The following is a 12,796-nucleotide window of genomic DNA, read 5'->3' on the forward strand; positions in this document are numbered from 1 at the left end:
CAGTCCCGTCCCGCAAGGGATCACGCCCACCGGATGCCGCCATGAGTTTCGTCAGTCCTTCGCTCCATCGCCTTGCCGAGCCTTCGCCGCTTGAGGGCCTCCCGCTGTCTTCCACGCAGGACGACGCACCCCGCGCCCTGCGCGGCGAAGTGGTGGTGGAATTGGCCATGCGCCATGCCGGCACGCGTGCGGTGACGCTGCGCTACGAGCTGCAGGGGCCGGTGGGCGCACCGGTCGTCTTCATCGCCGGCGGCATCTCCGCGCATCGTCACCTGACCTCCAGCCACGTATTCCCCGAAAGCGGCTGGTTGAACGACCTGGTCGGCGCCGGCCGCGCGCTGGATCCGGCGCAGCGGCAACTGCTCGCATTCGACTTCGTCGGCGCCGACGGCCGCCTCGATGCCCCGATCGATTCCGCCGACCAGGCCGATGCCATCGCCAAGCTGCTGGGCGCACTGGGCATCGCGCGTCTGGAGGCCTTCGTCGGTTATTCGTACGGCGCGCTGGTCGGCCTGCAGTTCGCCGCCCGCCATCCGGACCGTTTGAAGAAGCTGGTCGCCGTCAGCGGTGCCCATCGCGCGCATCCGTATGCGGCCGCCTGGCGCGCCTTGCAGCGCCGCGCGGTGACGCTGGGCCAGCTGCAATGCGCGGACGCCCAGGGCCTGTCGCTGGCTCGCCAGTTCGCCATGCTCAGCTACCGCACGCCGGAGGAATTCGGCGAGCGCTTCGACAGCGCGCCCGAGATCGTCAACGGCCGCGTGCGCGTGGCCGCCGAGGACTACCTGGATGCCGCCGGCGCGCAGTACGTCGCGCGCACGCCGGTGACCGCGTACGTGCGCCTGTCCGAATCCATCGACCTGCACCGCGTCGATCCCGCCGACGTCCGTGTTCCCACGCTGGTGGTCGCGGTGGAAGGCGACCGCCTGGTGCCGCTGTCCGATTCCGTGGCGCTGGTGGAAGGCCTCGGCACGCTGGGCCAGCTGCGCGTGCTGCGCTCGCCCTACGGCCACGACGCCTTCCTGAAAGAAACCGATCGCATCGATTCCATCCTCACCTCGGCCCTGCGCGCCGCCGGAGACCTCGCATGAGCAGCTTCATCCCCACCGACGCCGACACCGCCTGTCGTCCCGCCACCGCCGCCGTGCGCGCCGGCATCGACCGCGATACCGCCTACGGCGCCGTCACGCCGCCCATCGTGCTGTCGTCCAACTTCAGCTTCGCCGGCTTCGCGCAGAAGCGCGAGTACGACTACACCCGCAGCGGCAATCCCACGCGTGATTTGCTGGCCGAGGCGCTGGCCGAACTGGAAGGCGGTGCGGGCGCGGTCATCACCGCCACCGGCATGGGCGCCATCACGCTGGTGCTGAATGCACTGCTGGAGCCGGGCGACCGCCTCGTCGTGCCGCACGACGCGTACGGCGGCAGCTGGCGCCTGTTCAACGCGCTGGCGAAGAAGGGCCACTTCGAGCTGATCACCGCCGACCTGACCGATCCGCGCTCGCTGGCCGATGCGCTGGCGCAGTCGCCGAAGCTGGTGCTGATCGAAACCCCGTCCAACCCGCTGCTGCGCATCACCGACCTGCGTTTCGTCATCGACGCCGCGCACAAGGCCGGCGCGCGCACGGTGGTGGACAACACCTTCCTGTCGCCGGCGCTGCAGACACCGATCGCGTTCGGCGCCGATGTCGTGCTGCATTCCACCACCAAGTACATCAACGGCCACAGCGACGTGGTCGGTGGCGCGGTGGTGGCGCGCGATGCCGAGACCCACCAGCAACTGGTGTGGTGGGCGAATGCGCTGGGCCTGACCGGCTCGCCGTTCGACAGCTTCCTGACCCTGCGTGGCCTGCGCACGCTGGATGCCCGACTGCGCGTTCACCAGGAGAATGCCGATGCCATCGCCGCCCTGCTGGATGGGCATCCGGTGGTGTCGAAGGTGTACTTCCCGGGCTTGGCGGCGCATCCGGGGCATGCGGTCGCCGCGCGGCAGCAGAAGGGTTTCGGCGCCATGCTGAGTGTCGAGCTCAAGGGCGGCGAAGAAGCCGTGCGCGCGTTCGTCGAAGGCCTGCGCTACTTCACGCTGGCCGAATCGCTGGGCGGCGTGGAAAGCCTGGTCGCGCACCCGGCAACGATGACGCACGCGGCGATGACGCCGGAAGCGCGCGCCAAGGCAGGCATCTCCGACGGCCTGCTGCGCCTGTCGGTGGGCATCGAATCCACCGACGACCTGCTGGCCGACATCGGTGGCGCCCTGGCACGCGCGGAAGCCGTGGTGGCCGATTCCAAACGCAGGCTCGCCGACGCATGAGCACCGTCGTCCGGCTGGCGACCGCGCCGCGTGCCGCACCGAAACTGGCGCTGCTGGGCACGGGCGTGGTGGGCAGTGCGTTCGTCGCGCGCTACCAGCGCCTGCAGGAGCGCGCGTTGCATGTGCCGACGCTGGCGTGGTTGGCCAATTCACGCGCTCTGCAGCCTTGCGACGTGTCCGTGCGACAGGCACTGGACGATGCCAACCAGGCCGTCGCCCGCGCTGACGACCTGCCACCGTGGGCGGAGGGCGAAGCTCTGCGTGCCGGCGACATCGTGGTGGATGCCACGGCAAGCGAGACCGTGGCGGACTGGCATGCGGAATGGCTGTCGCGGGGCGTGCATGTGGTGACGGCCAACAAGCTGGGAAGCGGCAGCTCGCTACCGCGCGCACAGGCCATCGCGCGTGCAAGAGCGGATTCCGGCGCGCAGTACGGCGATGCCGCCACCGTCGGCGCGGGACTGCCGCTGCTGCGCAGCCTGCGCGCGCTGGTGGCTGGCGGCGACCGCATCCATCGCGTCGAAGGCGTGCTGTCCGGTTCGCTGGCGTGGCTGTTCAACCAGTACGACGGCATGCGCGCGTTCTCCGGCTTCGTCCGCCAGGCGCGACAGGCCGGTTTCACCGAGCCCGACCCGCGCCTGGATCTGTCCGGCGAAGACGTGCGCCGCAAGCTGCTGATCCTGGCGCGTGCGGCGGGCTTCCCGTTGCAGGCCGAAGACGTTCGCGTGGATTCGCTGGTGCCGGCAGAGCTCGCGGCGTTGCCGCTGGCGGAACTGGATGGTGCGCTCGTCCAACTGGATGCGCCGCTGGCGACGCGTTTCAAGGACGCCTACCGGAATGGCGCACGCCTGCGTTTCCTCGGTCGCTTCGATGCCGAACGCGCCAGCGTCGGGCTGCAGGCACTGCCGGTCGATCATCCTCTGTGCGGCGGTGGCGGCACCGACAATCGCGTGGCGATCTACAGCGATCGTTATCCCGAACAGCCGCTGGTGGTGCAGGGCCCGGGCGCCGGTGCGGACGTCACCGCAGCGGCGTTGCTGGACGACGTGCTGGCGATCTCGCAGGCGGCGTAGTCCATTCCGGGCGCGTCACGGCGTCAGGGCGTCCAGCAACGCCGCGTTGAAGCGCGCCGGGGCTTCCACCTGCGGCGAATGCCCCAGATCGTCGAACTCGACCAGCGTCGCGCCGGGGATCGCAGCGGCTGCCCGCTTGCCCAGCGCAGGATAGTCGCCCAGCCGTTTCGCCAGTTCGGGGGATGCCAGATCCTTTCCGATGGCGGTGCGGTCCTTCTGGCCGATGAAGAGGGTCGTCGGCACCGCGATGCGCGGGAACTCGTGGGCGACGGGCTGGTTGAACACCATGTCGGACGTCAGCGCCTGGCTCCAGGCGACGGCCGCCTTGCCTTCACCCGCGTACATGCCACCCAGCATCCGTACCCAGCGTTCGTACTCCGGCTTCCACTCACCGCCGTAGTACACCGTGCGCTGGTAATCGCGGATGCTGTCGAACGAGGTTTTCAGCTCGCGCGCGTACCAGGCATCGATGCTCCGCCACGGCACGCCGTCGGCCTTCCAGTCCTCCAGCCCGATCGGATTGACCAGCACCAGCTGCTGCGTGGCCTGCGGATACTGCAGCGCATAGCGCGTGGCCAGCATGCCGCCCATCGAATGACCCACGACCACCGCGCGCTGAATGCCGAGGTCCGCCAGCAGGGCATGCGTGTTGGCGGCCAATTGGTCGAAGGAATACTGGTAGCGCTGCGGCTTGGCCGACTTGCAGAAGCCGATCTGGTCCGGCGCTATCACGCGGTAGCCGGCTTCCGTCAATGCGGTGATCGCCGACTCCCATGTGGCGGCGCAGAAGTTCTTGCCGTGCAGCAGCACGACGGTACGGCCGTTGGGCGCTGCAGGCGCGACATCGAGATAGGCCATCTCCAGCGATTGGGCCTGTGATGCGAATGCGAAGGTCCGCACCGGGTGCGGGTAGTCGAATCCCTCGAGCCGTGCGCCGTGGCGGGGCAGTGCCTCGGCATGTGCGGGCGGGAGGGTGGCGAGGGTCATCGCCAACGTGGCCAGCTTCCAGCGAACAGTCTTCATGCAACGGTCCCGCAACGTGGCGTGCCAGCGTATCGCGGATGCCCTTCGGATGACGTCAATCCTGCGGCAGAGATGCGGGTGGCGTGGCGAGCGGATGATGTGGGCCGCGCAACGCGAGGTTGCCGCGACGGACCAGCTCGCCGGGGTCGCGGCGCAGCAGGTCGGGATCGAGCGGAGGCAATGGCAACGTCGTGGCTTCGTAGAGCGCCCAGCCATTGCGACCGTTCGCCTTCACCTCGTACAGCGCGCGATCCGCCAGCGAGACCAGCTGTTCCCAGCCCAGCAGGTCGGGCGCGGTCGCGAAGGGGGGATAGCCGATCAGGCCCAGGGAGGCGGTCACCTGCAGGTGCGCGCCGGCCACTTCGATCGGGTGTGCGGCGATGGCGGTGCAGATGCGCCGGCCCAGCGCGTGCAGCTCGTGCCGCGGCATCGGCCTGAACACCATCAGGAATTCTTCCCCACCCCAACGGATCACGTAGTCGCCGTCGCGCGACAGCGTGCGCAGCCGATGCGCGACGGTCTGCAGCACGTGGTCACCCGCCTGGTGGCCATGGCCATCATTGATCGACTTGAAGTGGTCGATGTCCAGCAGCGCGAAGGCCAGCACGTCGACTCCGGCCGCGAAGCCGGGCATGCGCTGGTAGTACGCGATATCGGCGGGGAGCTGCCGGGTCAGATAGCGACGGTTGTGCAGGCCGGTCAGCGGGTCGGTGAGGCTGATGGCTTCCAGTTGCCGGTTGGCCTGCTGCAGGTCCCGCGTGCGCTGCTGCACGAGCCGTTCCAGTGCGATGCGCCGGTTGTGGTGGCGTCGCAGCACCCAGCGGTTGGAAAGCACCACCAGGATTGCCAGGCTGACCGCCACCAGCAGGTAGAACCATGCGCTCTCGTAGAAGTACGGAGCGATGGAGAACGACTGCGTGGCGGCGGCACGGCCGGATACGCCACTGTTGTTGGTGCCGATGACCTCGAACACGTAACGTCCGGCGGGCAGGTTGGTATAGGTCGCGCTGCGCTGGTGGGGGTCTTCCAGCAACCGCCAGTCTTCGTCGTAACCCTTCAGGCGATAGCGGATGTCGATGTGGTCCGAGGCCTGGAAACTGAGGGTGGTGAACTCGAAGCGCAGGTCGCGCGCCGCACTGGGCAGCGACCAGTCGGCGGCGGGATCCGCCGGGCGCCACTTGCCCTGGACCTGCACGCGTTCGACCACCGATTCGGGCACGTAGGCGTTGGCCAGGTCCTGGTCCGTCGCCATCACCACCACGCCGTCGCGCGTGGGCAGCCATAGTGCGTTGTCGACCAGGAATCCGCGGCTGTTGCCGGCGCCATTGCAGCAGTCCCCCTTCTGGCCTCCGTGGCGGTCGCCACGTTCGTTGAGCAGCGTCCTGGCGTTGACGCGCACGCCGGGATCTTCGGTGGCGGCCAGCAGGTCCGCGACGGCGACCCGGTAGATCCCGCGCAGGCCACCGACCCAGAGGAATCCGCTACCGTCCTCGCCAAAGAAGAACGCGGCGTTCGCGGGAATGCCGCGCTGCTTGTCCAGGCGCGTCCAGCGCTGGCCGTCGAACAGGAGCAGCATTTCCTCCGACAGCGTGCCTGCCACCCATTGCCCACCGGCGAGTTCATGCAATGCGACGATGTGCGGCGCGTCCAGGCCGGTGCCGCCAAACGGGATTGCGAGCAACTGCTCGTCGACGAACTCGTACAGGCCGCTCTGCGTGCCGACCAGCAGGCGGCCGTCACGGGTTTCCAGCAGTACGCGCACGCGGATGTCGCGCAGGCCCGCCTGTTCGGCGTAGCGGTGCAGCCGGTCTCCGCCATCCCAGCGGTACAGCCCGGTGCTGGTGGCGAACCAGAGCCGTCCGCTCCGGTCCCGCACGATGCCGTTGACCTGCGCGGTGTCCATCGCCGCCAGCACGCGCGGGCGCTGCACGCGTCCGTCGCGGTAGAGCGCGGCGCCGTTGCGCGTTCCGATCCACGTCTGCCCGTTCTCGGGCAACAGGCTGTAGGCGGCGGGGTGCGGCAGTGCACGTCCCGGTATCAGCGTGCGGAAACGGCCGCTTTCCAGCACGCTCACGCCATCGTCGCTGCCGACCCATGTTCGGCCATCAGGTGCACGTGCGGCCGACCACAGCAGTGGCTGGACGAGCCCTTCAGCGCGGCTGTATCGGCGTGTCCAGCCGTTCCAGGCACGGCTGACGCCTTCGTTGTTGCTGCCCAGCCACAGGTTCGATTCGCGGTCTTCGTAGAGCGCGCGGATCTCCGCCAGCGGACCTTCGGCGCGGATCCGTTCCAGCAGTCGGCCTTGGCGAAAGCGGTAGAGCGTGTCGCGCGTGCTCGCCCACAGGATGCCGTCGCGGTCCTCGTGCAGTGCCTGCACGCCGCCGCTCACCGGCGCGACTTCGCCATGCCGCTGCCAGTGGCGGCCATCGAACACGAACAATCCGGTACCGCACCCGGCCCAGAGCCGTCCATCGTGGCGTGCCAGCGAGGTGATCGCGTCCGCGGAGACGTTGCCGGGCAGTGTCAGCGTGCGTTCGCCTGAGCCATCGAAGACGTGCACCCGTCCGCGGCTACCGACCCACAGCGTCCCGTCAGCGTCGACATGAAGGGCCAGCGCGCCGCCGTCCTCGATCCGGTGGAGGGTCTGCAGGCGGTGACCAACGACCACCATCACGCCCCGGTTGGAGGCCACCAGCAGCCTTCCGCGGGCATCGCGCGCCAGCGCGTTCACGTCCACCACGCCCGGTGCTTCGCCGTCGGCCAGGGCCAGCGGCGTGACCTGGTTGCCTTCGCGCACCGCCAACCCCTGTGGCGTGCCGATCCACAGGCGTCCTTCGTCGTCGGTGTGCAACGCCTCGATCCACGTGCTGGGCAGGCCGGGCGTGTTGTCCAGGTCGAAGTTGGTGAAACGCACCCCGTCGAAGCGGCTGAGTCCGGCCTGGGTGCCTAACCAGAGGTAGCCCGGCCGGTCCTGGGCGATGGCCAGGACGCTCAGCTGGGGCAGGCCCTGTTCCAGCGCCCAGTGATTGCGCACGTAGTGGTGGAACGACTTGGAGGGGTCGAGCGCCTGTGCCGGCGGACAAAGCCCCGCCATCCCGCCCAGCAGGGGCAGGCACCAAACCGCCAGTCGGCGCCGCCAGGACGGGCGGGCGCGGCGGGTCGTGTCCGTGTGGTCGGACAGAGCGCGTCTCCGGTAAGTAGGTTTACCAAAAAGGGTATCGGCGCGGACCCGCGTGCCTAAAGGGAAAGCGCAGCATCGCCGCGGGCGGTGTCGGCCTGGTGTCGGGTTCTTGTCGTGGTACCGGGACGGTCCTCCTCCGACGCTTACGGCTCACCTACACTGGCATGGACCCTGAAACCATCATGGACATGAAACTGAACGCGGAACGGATCCGAACTCTTAGGGAACAGCGCGCATGGTCGCAGGAGCATCTGGCGACGGTCGCCGGGCTGAGCACGCGGACGCTGCAGCGGATCGAGGCAGGCTCGGCAGCATCCCAAGAAACGTGCATGGCATTGGCTGCGGCTCTGGACGTACCAGTGCGTCTGATCGCCGGGACTCAGCTGCCAACCGACATCTCTACGGGGCCTTCGCTGCCCAAGCCGGCGAGCGCCGCGTCTTCATGGCTCATGCCCGCCGTGCTGCTTGTGTGCTTGCTTGTCTGGTTTGGGTATTCCATCGGCAAAGGCATGGCCGAGCGCGACAACCGGGCGACAGCTGACTGCGATCGGGACAGCGCGGCGTGTGAGCCGTCACGCCGCGATGCTGGCGCTCGATGACGCTGTCTCGAGGAGCGGAGTGATCGGACCGGTCCTTGTTACGTTAGCCGCGTAGCCCGGTAGTGCCCCAGGCTGGGCTCACGGAGCGCTGGTTTGGCTGCGCTCTACCTGGGCTACCCTGACCACACCCGTTCGTGGTTCGACAGGTTCACCGCGAACGGGATGTCTGGGTGCCGCTCAACAGGCTGTCGTTGCCGCGTGGCCTGCATGAGGCCGGAGGCCGTATCCGGGGGACAGCATCAAGCCTGCCGAAAAAGAAGATCAGGTTTGGGCGAACCTGTCAGGTGGCACCTGCATTTGCGCCCAACTCGCAGGAGACATGCTCAATTAGTCCGGTGGTGTTCCTGACGAACTCGGCCTGCAAGTCGATGCCGCACTTGTGCGCCAGAACAATGATTGACCACAGGCAGTCAGACAGTTCATGGCCAAGCTTGGCTTTGCAGTCATCGATATGCCTGACGCCGGCATTGGCCTGGATCAGCTTTGCCAGGTCACCAACGTCTCCGACGAACCCGAGTGCCAGTTCCTCAGTGGTCCAGACGCGGCCATAACGTTTGATCTCAAGCTGCTCGTAAAGCTCGTTCAGACGCAATGCCAGCTTTTCAAGGTCGTGAAGATTCACGTCATGCCGCCTAACACTCGATCACGTTGACCGCCAACCCACCGCGGCTGGTTTCCTTGTACTTGTCCTGCATGTCGCGGCCGGTGTCGCGCATGGTCTTGATGACCTTGTCCAGGCTGACCTTGTGCTTGCCGTCGCCGCGCATGGCCATGCGGCTGGCGTTGATGGCTTTCACTGCGCCCATCGCGTTGCGTTCGATGCACGGAATCTGCACCAGCCCGCCGATCGGATCGCAGGTCAGGCCCAGGTTGTGCTCCATGCCGATCTCGGCCGCATTCTCGATCTGGCTCGGCGTGCCGCCGAGTGCGGCGACCAGCCCGCCGGCGGCCATCGAGCACGCCACGCCCACCTCGCCCTGGCAGCCCACTTCGGCGCCGCTGATGCTGGCGTTTTCCTTGTAGAGGATGCCGATGGCCGCGGCAGTGAGCATGAAATCGAACACGCGCTGCTCGCTGTTGCCGGGACAGAAACGGTCGTAATAGTGCAGTACCGCCGGGATGATGCCGGCCGCGCCGTTGGTGGGCGCGGTGACCACGCGGCCACCGGCGGCGTTCTCCTCGTTCACCGCCAGCGCATACAGGTTCACCCAGTCCAGCACGGTCAGTGGATCTCGCATGGCGGCTTCGGGCTTGCTGGACAGTTCGCGGTGCAGCGCGGGTGCGCGCCGCGAGACGTGCAGGCCACCGGGCAGGGTGCCTTCCTCGCGGATGCCGCGCGCCATGCACGATTGCATGGCGTTCCAGATCGCGCGGAGTCCGTCGCGGATCTCGTCCTCGCTGCGCCAGGCCTTCTCGTTCTCGAACATCAGCTGGGCGATGCTCAGTCCGCTGCGCTGGCACTGGGCCAGCAACTCGTCGCCGCTCTTGAACGGATACGGCAGCGGGGTCTCGTCAGCGACGATGCGATCCACGGCGGCGTCATCCTGATTGACGACGAACCCGCCACCGACGGAGTAGTAGTCGCGCGTGGCGATCACCTCGTCCTGCGCGTCGTAGGCGGTGAAGCGCATGCCGTTGGTGTGGTAGGGCAGCTTCTGCCGCTTGTTCATCAGCAGGTCGCGTTTCTCGTCGAAGGCGACCGCGTGGGTGCCGCCCAGCAGCAGCCGCTTGTCCTTGCGGATGCGCTCCAGCGCCGGCGGGATGATGTCCGGGTCGATCTCGTTCGGGTAATGGCCTTCCAGCCCCATCAGCACGGCCTTGTCGGTGCCGTGGCCGCGGCCGGTCAGGGCCAGTGAACCGAACACTTCCGCACGTATCCGCACCACGTCGTGCAGGCGGCCGGGTTCTTCCAGCCAGCGGGCGACAAAACGCGCGGCGGCCCGCATGGGGCCGACCGTGTGGGACGAACTGGGACCGATGCCGATCTTGAAGAGGTCGAACGTGCTGACTGCCATGCCGCGTATTCTATGCCGCCGGCGCGGACAACCCTTCCCGCGTCGCAGCAGATTGCCGGAACGAGGACCTCGATGCCCCTGATCCTTTACCAGCGTGACGATTGCCACCTGTGCGATCTGGCGCTGGACGTGCTGGCCGCTTCACGGGCACCGGCGTTCGAAAGCGTCTTCATCGACCATGACGACGTGCTGGAGGCGCGTTACGGCGCGCGGGTGCCGGTGCTGCGCGACGACGCGACGGGGGCGGAGCTGGATTGGCCGTTCAGTGCGGACCGTGTGAAGGCGTGGCTGCCATGAACATGCGCGCCTGGTCGCGTTGGCTTGCCTTGCTGGGCATCGCGTCCGGCAGTGCCTCGGCAACGGATGTGGACCTGGCGAAGACGGGCCCGGGCCGTGCCGAGGCTTTCGCGTGGCAAGGCCGGACGCTCTCGCAGGTGCTGCCGGTGGACGCCATCGAACGCATCGTGCTGCTTAAAGCGGTGACCAGCGCGCCCGCCGATCTCGATTTGCGCAACCTGCGCCGCATGCTGCGCGATGCCGCCGGCGCTCCCTTGCGGACGGCGGATCACGATGGGCAGGGGTTTCTGCAACTGGGCAGCAACGACACGATCTGGGAAGCCGTCCTGCTGACGCGGGCAGGCGACGTGTTCGGTCTCGTCATCCGTCCCGACGCTGCGGCGGCGGGGGAGGGTGCACATCGCGCCTGCCTCACGGACGAAGCGGGCAGGCGCGGGTGTTTCGGCATTCCTGCGGTGCCGGCCGGCTGAAGATGCCGGGCCTCAGGGCCTGGGTTTCAGCACCACCTTCGTGCTGATGGCCACGTCATTCGGGATGGTCGAGGTATCGGCCCAGTCACCGCCGCCGATGCCGAAGTCCAGGCGCTTCACGGTGGCCTTGCCCGTCAGTACCGGCTGAGCGCCGGGCGTCCAGGTGAACGTCAGCGTCACGGGCTTGCTGGCGCCACGCAGCGACAGCGTGCCGTCGGCTGCGTACTGGTTGCCGCCGAGCGAACGGAACCTGGTCGCCGTGTAGCGCGCCTGCGCGAACTTGCCCACGTTGAAGAAGTCGGGTGACACCAGCGTGTCGTCGCGATCCTTGTTGCCGGTCTGCGTGCCTGCAAGCTGGATGGCGACATCGAGCTTGCTGGCCGCGAGCTGCGCGGGATCGAAACTCATCGTGGTGGTGAAGCCGCCGAACTTGCCGGTGAAGGTTTCGCCCTGGTAGTTGCTGGCAAAGACCAGCGTGGAGCCGGGGGCCTGCACGTAGTCGGCGGCCATGGCCGGCGCGCTGGCCAGCAACAGGGAAGCGAGCGCCAGGCGCGCGCGGTCAGACGGTTTCATCGGGAGAATCCTGCGGTGTGGGGGAAAGGGGAGCGGAAGCAATGGCCTTGCGGCGTCCCGGCAGCATGCGCGTCAGTGTGGCATCGCCCTGGAACAGATGGTGGTAGAGCGCGGCGGCGGCATGGGCGAGCACCAGCACCACCAGCACCCAGAACAGCAGCTCGTGCGCGCCTTCGGCAGCCTCGTGCACGCCATCATCGCGGCCGGTGATGGCCGGCAGGTTGAACAGCTTGAACCACTGCAGCGGATAGCCGGCGGACGAGTTCAGCACCCAGCCCGACAGGGGAATCGCGAACAGCAGCGCATACAGCAGGACGTGGGTGATGGAGGCGATGCGCTGCTGCCATGTGGGCGTGCCGGGTGCCGGCGCAGGGGCGCCCGCGTAGAGCCGCCACAGCACACGCAGTGCGACCAGGGCCAGGATGGTCAGTCCGATGGATTTGTGCAGCGCGTAGATGTCGATCTTGCGCGGCCCGTTGGGCAGGTCGCCCATGGTCAGGCCGAGGTAGGCCATCACCAGGATCAGCACCACGATGAGCCAGTGGAACAGTTGGCTGATCGCACCCCAGCGCTGGTCGGTGTTCTTGAGGGTCATGGCGTCGGCTCCGGCGGTGGCGGGGAAGGCAGGATGTCGGTGTTGCGATCGTCGGCCTTGCCGTCGTGCGTGGCTTCGGCTTCGATGCGCAGTTCCACCTGGTCGCCGATCACCGACTTCCAGGCCGTGATGCCGAAATCGGCGCGGCTGATCGTCGTGGTGGCGGAAAATCCCACCGTGCGGCGGAACGGTGGCATCGGATGACGCTTGACGGCGTTCAGCACGACATCGAGGACGATGTCGCGCGTGACGCCGCGCAAGGTCAGTTCCCCGTGCGCTCGCGCATGTGTCGCGTCGATGGGCTCCACGCGCGTGGACACGAAATGCGCTTCGGGATGGTCTTCGGCATCCAGCAGGGATTTCGCCAGCGTGGCCTTGTTCCAGTCCGCGTCGCCCAGGTCCACGCGCGTCAGCGGCACGCGCACATCGACGCGCGCTCGCGTCCAGTCGCCGGGATCGAAAACGAGGGTACCGGTGCTGCCGGAGACAGTGCCGATGGCGTGCGAGAAGCCGGCGTGGCTGATGGCGAACATCACCCGTGTATGCACCGGGTCCAGCCGGTACTCGGCCAGTGCCTCGCGCGCGGACGCGGCCGCCGGCAGCAAGGCCGCGAGGCAGAGGGCGCGCAACAACAGGCGGCGGGAGGACGATCCGGGCATGGG

13 protein-coding genes are annotated in these 12,796 nt (G+C 67.9%); 6 read left to right on the top strand and 7 right to left on the bottom strand.

The genetic code is table 11. The features are described from left to right. Positions 1 to 41: 41 nt before the first annotated feature. From IB223_RS03805 to IB223_RS03815, 3 genes are read left to right on the top strand one after another with little or no spacing between them, the layout of a single operon-like run. Positions 42 to 1,088: a homoserine O-succinyltransferase gene (locus IB223_RS03805; protein WP_192200327.1), complete on the top strand. Its 1,047-nt coding sequence runs from the start codon at positions 42 to 44 to the stop codon at positions 1,086 to 1,088. Continuing rightward, complete coding sequence (locus IB223_RS03810) at positions 1,085 to 2,308, top strand: O-succinylhomoserine (thiol)-lyase (protein ID WP_192200328.1); 1,224 nt, start codon at positions 1,085 to 1,087, stop codon at positions 2,306 to 2,308. The genes IB223_RS03805 and IB223_RS03810 overlap by 4 nt, the downstream gene beginning before the upstream one ends. Then, positions 2,305 to 3,381, top strand: a complete 1,077-nt coding sequence (locus IB223_RS03815) for a homoserine dehydrogenase (protein WP_192200329.1) — start codon at positions 2,305 to 2,307, stop codon at positions 3,379 to 3,381. The genes IB223_RS03810 and IB223_RS03815 overlap by 4 nt, the downstream gene beginning before the upstream one ends. 15 nt (positions 3,382 to 3,396) lie before the next feature. Here IB223_RS03815 and IB223_RS03820 read toward each other — a convergent pair whose 3' ends face one another. Both IB223_RS03820 and IB223_RS03825 read right to left on the bottom strand, forming a co-directional pair. Then, positions 3,397 to 4,404: an alpha/beta hydrolase gene (locus tag IB223_RS03820; RefSeq protein WP_192200330.1), complete on the bottom strand. Its 1,008-nt coding sequence runs from the start codon at positions 4,402 to 4,404 to the stop codon at positions 3,397 to 3,399. Positions 4,405 to 4,459: 55 nt separating this feature from the next. Continuing rightward, positions 4,460 to 7,498: a ligand-binding sensor domain-containing diguanylate cyclase gene (locus IB223_RS03825; protein ID WP_192200331.1), complete on the bottom strand. Its 3,039-nt coding sequence runs from the start codon at positions 7,496 to 7,498 to the stop codon at positions 4,460 to 4,462. A 251-nt stretch (positions 7,499 to 7,749) separates the two neighbouring features. Between IB223_RS03825 and IB223_RS03830 the strand changes: the two genes are divergently transcribed. Continuing rightward, positions 7,750 to 8,184, top strand: coding sequence for a helix-turn-helix transcriptional regulator (locus IB223_RS03830; protein ID WP_225590800.1), 435 nt, complete (start codon positions 7,750 to 7,752; stop codon positions 8,182 to 8,184). 280 nt (positions 8,185 to 8,464) lie between these two features. Here IB223_RS03830 and IB223_RS03835 read toward each other — a convergent pair whose 3' ends face one another. Together IB223_RS03835 and IB223_RS03840 are read right to left on the bottom strand one after the other, a co-directional pair. After that, positions 8,465 to 8,806, bottom strand: coding sequence for a nucleotide pyrophosphohydrolase (locus tag IB223_RS03835; RefSeq protein WP_192200332.1), 342 nt, complete (start codon positions 8,804 to 8,806; stop codon positions 8,465 to 8,467). Between the two features lie 10 nt (positions 8,807 to 8,816). Continuing rightward, a complete protein-coding gene (locus IB223_RS03840; RefSeq protein WP_192200333.1) occupies positions 8,817 to 10,199 on the bottom strand; it encodes an L-serine ammonia-lyase in 1,383 nt (460 codons plus the stop codon). A gap of 72 nt (positions 10,200 to 10,271) precedes the next feature. On the opposite strand from IB223_RS03840, the gene IB223_RS03845 reads away from it, so the two are divergent. Together IB223_RS03845 and IB223_RS03850 are read left to right on the top strand one after the other, a co-directional pair. Beyond that, entirely contained in the window at positions 10,272 to 10,496 is a 225-nt protein-coding gene (locus IB223_RS03845) for a glutaredoxin family protein (protein ID WP_192200334.1), read from the top strand. Beyond that, positions 10,493 to 10,966 (top strand): hypothetical protein, encoded by a 474-nt coding sequence (locus IB223_RS03850; protein WP_192200335.1) that lies wholly within the window; start codon positions 10,493 to 10,495, stop codon positions 10,964 to 10,966. The genes IB223_RS03845 and IB223_RS03850 overlap by 4 nt, the downstream gene beginning before the upstream one ends. A gap of 12 nt (positions 10,967 to 10,978) precedes the next feature. Here IB223_RS03850 and IB223_RS03855 read toward each other — a convergent pair whose 3' ends face one another. The 3 genes from IB223_RS03855 to IB223_RS03865 are packed head-to-tail and all read right to left on the bottom strand — an operon-like array spanning position 10,979 to position 12,793. Beyond that, positions 10,979 to 11,539, bottom strand: a complete 561-nt coding sequence (locus IB223_RS03855; protein WP_192200336.1) for a YceI family protein — start codon at positions 11,537 to 11,539, stop codon at positions 10,979 to 10,981. Continuing rightward, positions 11,526 to 12,134, bottom strand: coding sequence for a cytochrome b (locus IB223_RS03860; RefSeq protein ID WP_192200337.1), 609 nt, complete (start codon positions 12,132 to 12,134; stop codon positions 11,526 to 11,528). Before IB223_RS03860 ends, IB223_RS03855 begins: the two co-directional genes overlap by 14 nt. Beyond that, complete coding sequence (locus IB223_RS03865) at positions 12,131 to 12,793, bottom strand: YceI family protein (RefSeq protein WP_192200338.1); 663 nt, start codon at positions 12,791 to 12,793, stop codon at positions 12,131 to 12,133. Before IB223_RS03865 ends, IB223_RS03860 begins: the two co-directional genes overlap by 4 nt. Positions 12,794 to 12,796 lie beyond the last annotated feature (3 nt).

Origin of the sequence: Pseudoxanthomonas sp. PXM03 (assembly GCF_014852005.1) — a bacterium.
In the GTDB taxonomy this organism is placed as follows: Bacteria; Pseudomonadota; Gammaproteobacteria; order Xanthomonadales; family Xanthomonadaceae; genus Pseudoxanthomonas_A.

Bases quoted from the DNA above. Each gene is read 5' to 3' on its own strand.
- IB223_RS03805 (WP_192200327.1), top strand. From the start codon at position 42: ATGAGTTTCGTCAGTCCTTCGCTCCATCGCCTTGCCGAGCCTTCGCCG.
- IB223_RS03810 (WP_192200328.1), top strand. From the start codon at position 1,085: ATGAGCAGCTTCATCCCCACCGACGCCGACACCGCCTGTCGTCCCGCC.
- IB223_RS03815 (WP_192200329.1), top strand. From the start codon at position 2,305: ATGAGCACCGTCGTCCGGCTGGCGACCGCGCCGCGTGCCGCACCGAAA.
- IB223_RS03820 (WP_192200330.1), bottom strand. From the start codon at position 4,404: ATGAAGACTGTTCGCTGGAAGCTGGCCACGTTGGCGATGACCCTCGCC.
- IB223_RS03825 (WP_192200331.1), bottom strand. From the start codon at position 7,498: ATGGCGGGGCTTTGTCCGCCGGCACAGGCGCTCGACCCCTCCAAGTCG.
- IB223_RS03830 (WP_225590800.1), top strand. From the start codon at position 7,750: ATGGACCCTGAAACCATCATGGACATGAAACTGAACGCGGAACGGATC.
- IB223_RS03840 (WP_192200333.1), bottom strand. From the start codon at position 10,199: ATGGCAGTCAGCACGTTCGACCTCTTCAAGATCGGCATCGGTCCCAGT.
- IB223_RS03845 (WP_192200334.1), top strand. From the start codon at position 10,272: ATGCCCCTGATCCTTTACCAGCGTGACGATTGCCACCTGTGCGATCTG.
- IB223_RS03850 (WP_192200335.1), top strand. From the start codon at position 10,493: ATGAACATGCGCGCCTGGTCGCGTTGGCTTGCCTTGCTGGGCATCGCG.
- IB223_RS03855 (WP_192200336.1), bottom strand. From the start codon at position 11,539: ATGAAACCGTCTGACCGCGCGCGCCTGGCGCTCGCTTCCCTGTTGCTG.
- IB223_RS03860 (WP_192200337.1), bottom strand. From the start codon at position 12,134: ATGACCCTCAAGAACACCGACCAGCGCTGGGGTGCGATCAGCCAACTG.
- IB223_RS03865 (WP_192200338.1), bottom strand. From the start codon at position 12,793: ATGCCCGGATCGTCCTCCCGCCGCCTGTTGTTGCGCGCCCTCTGCCTC.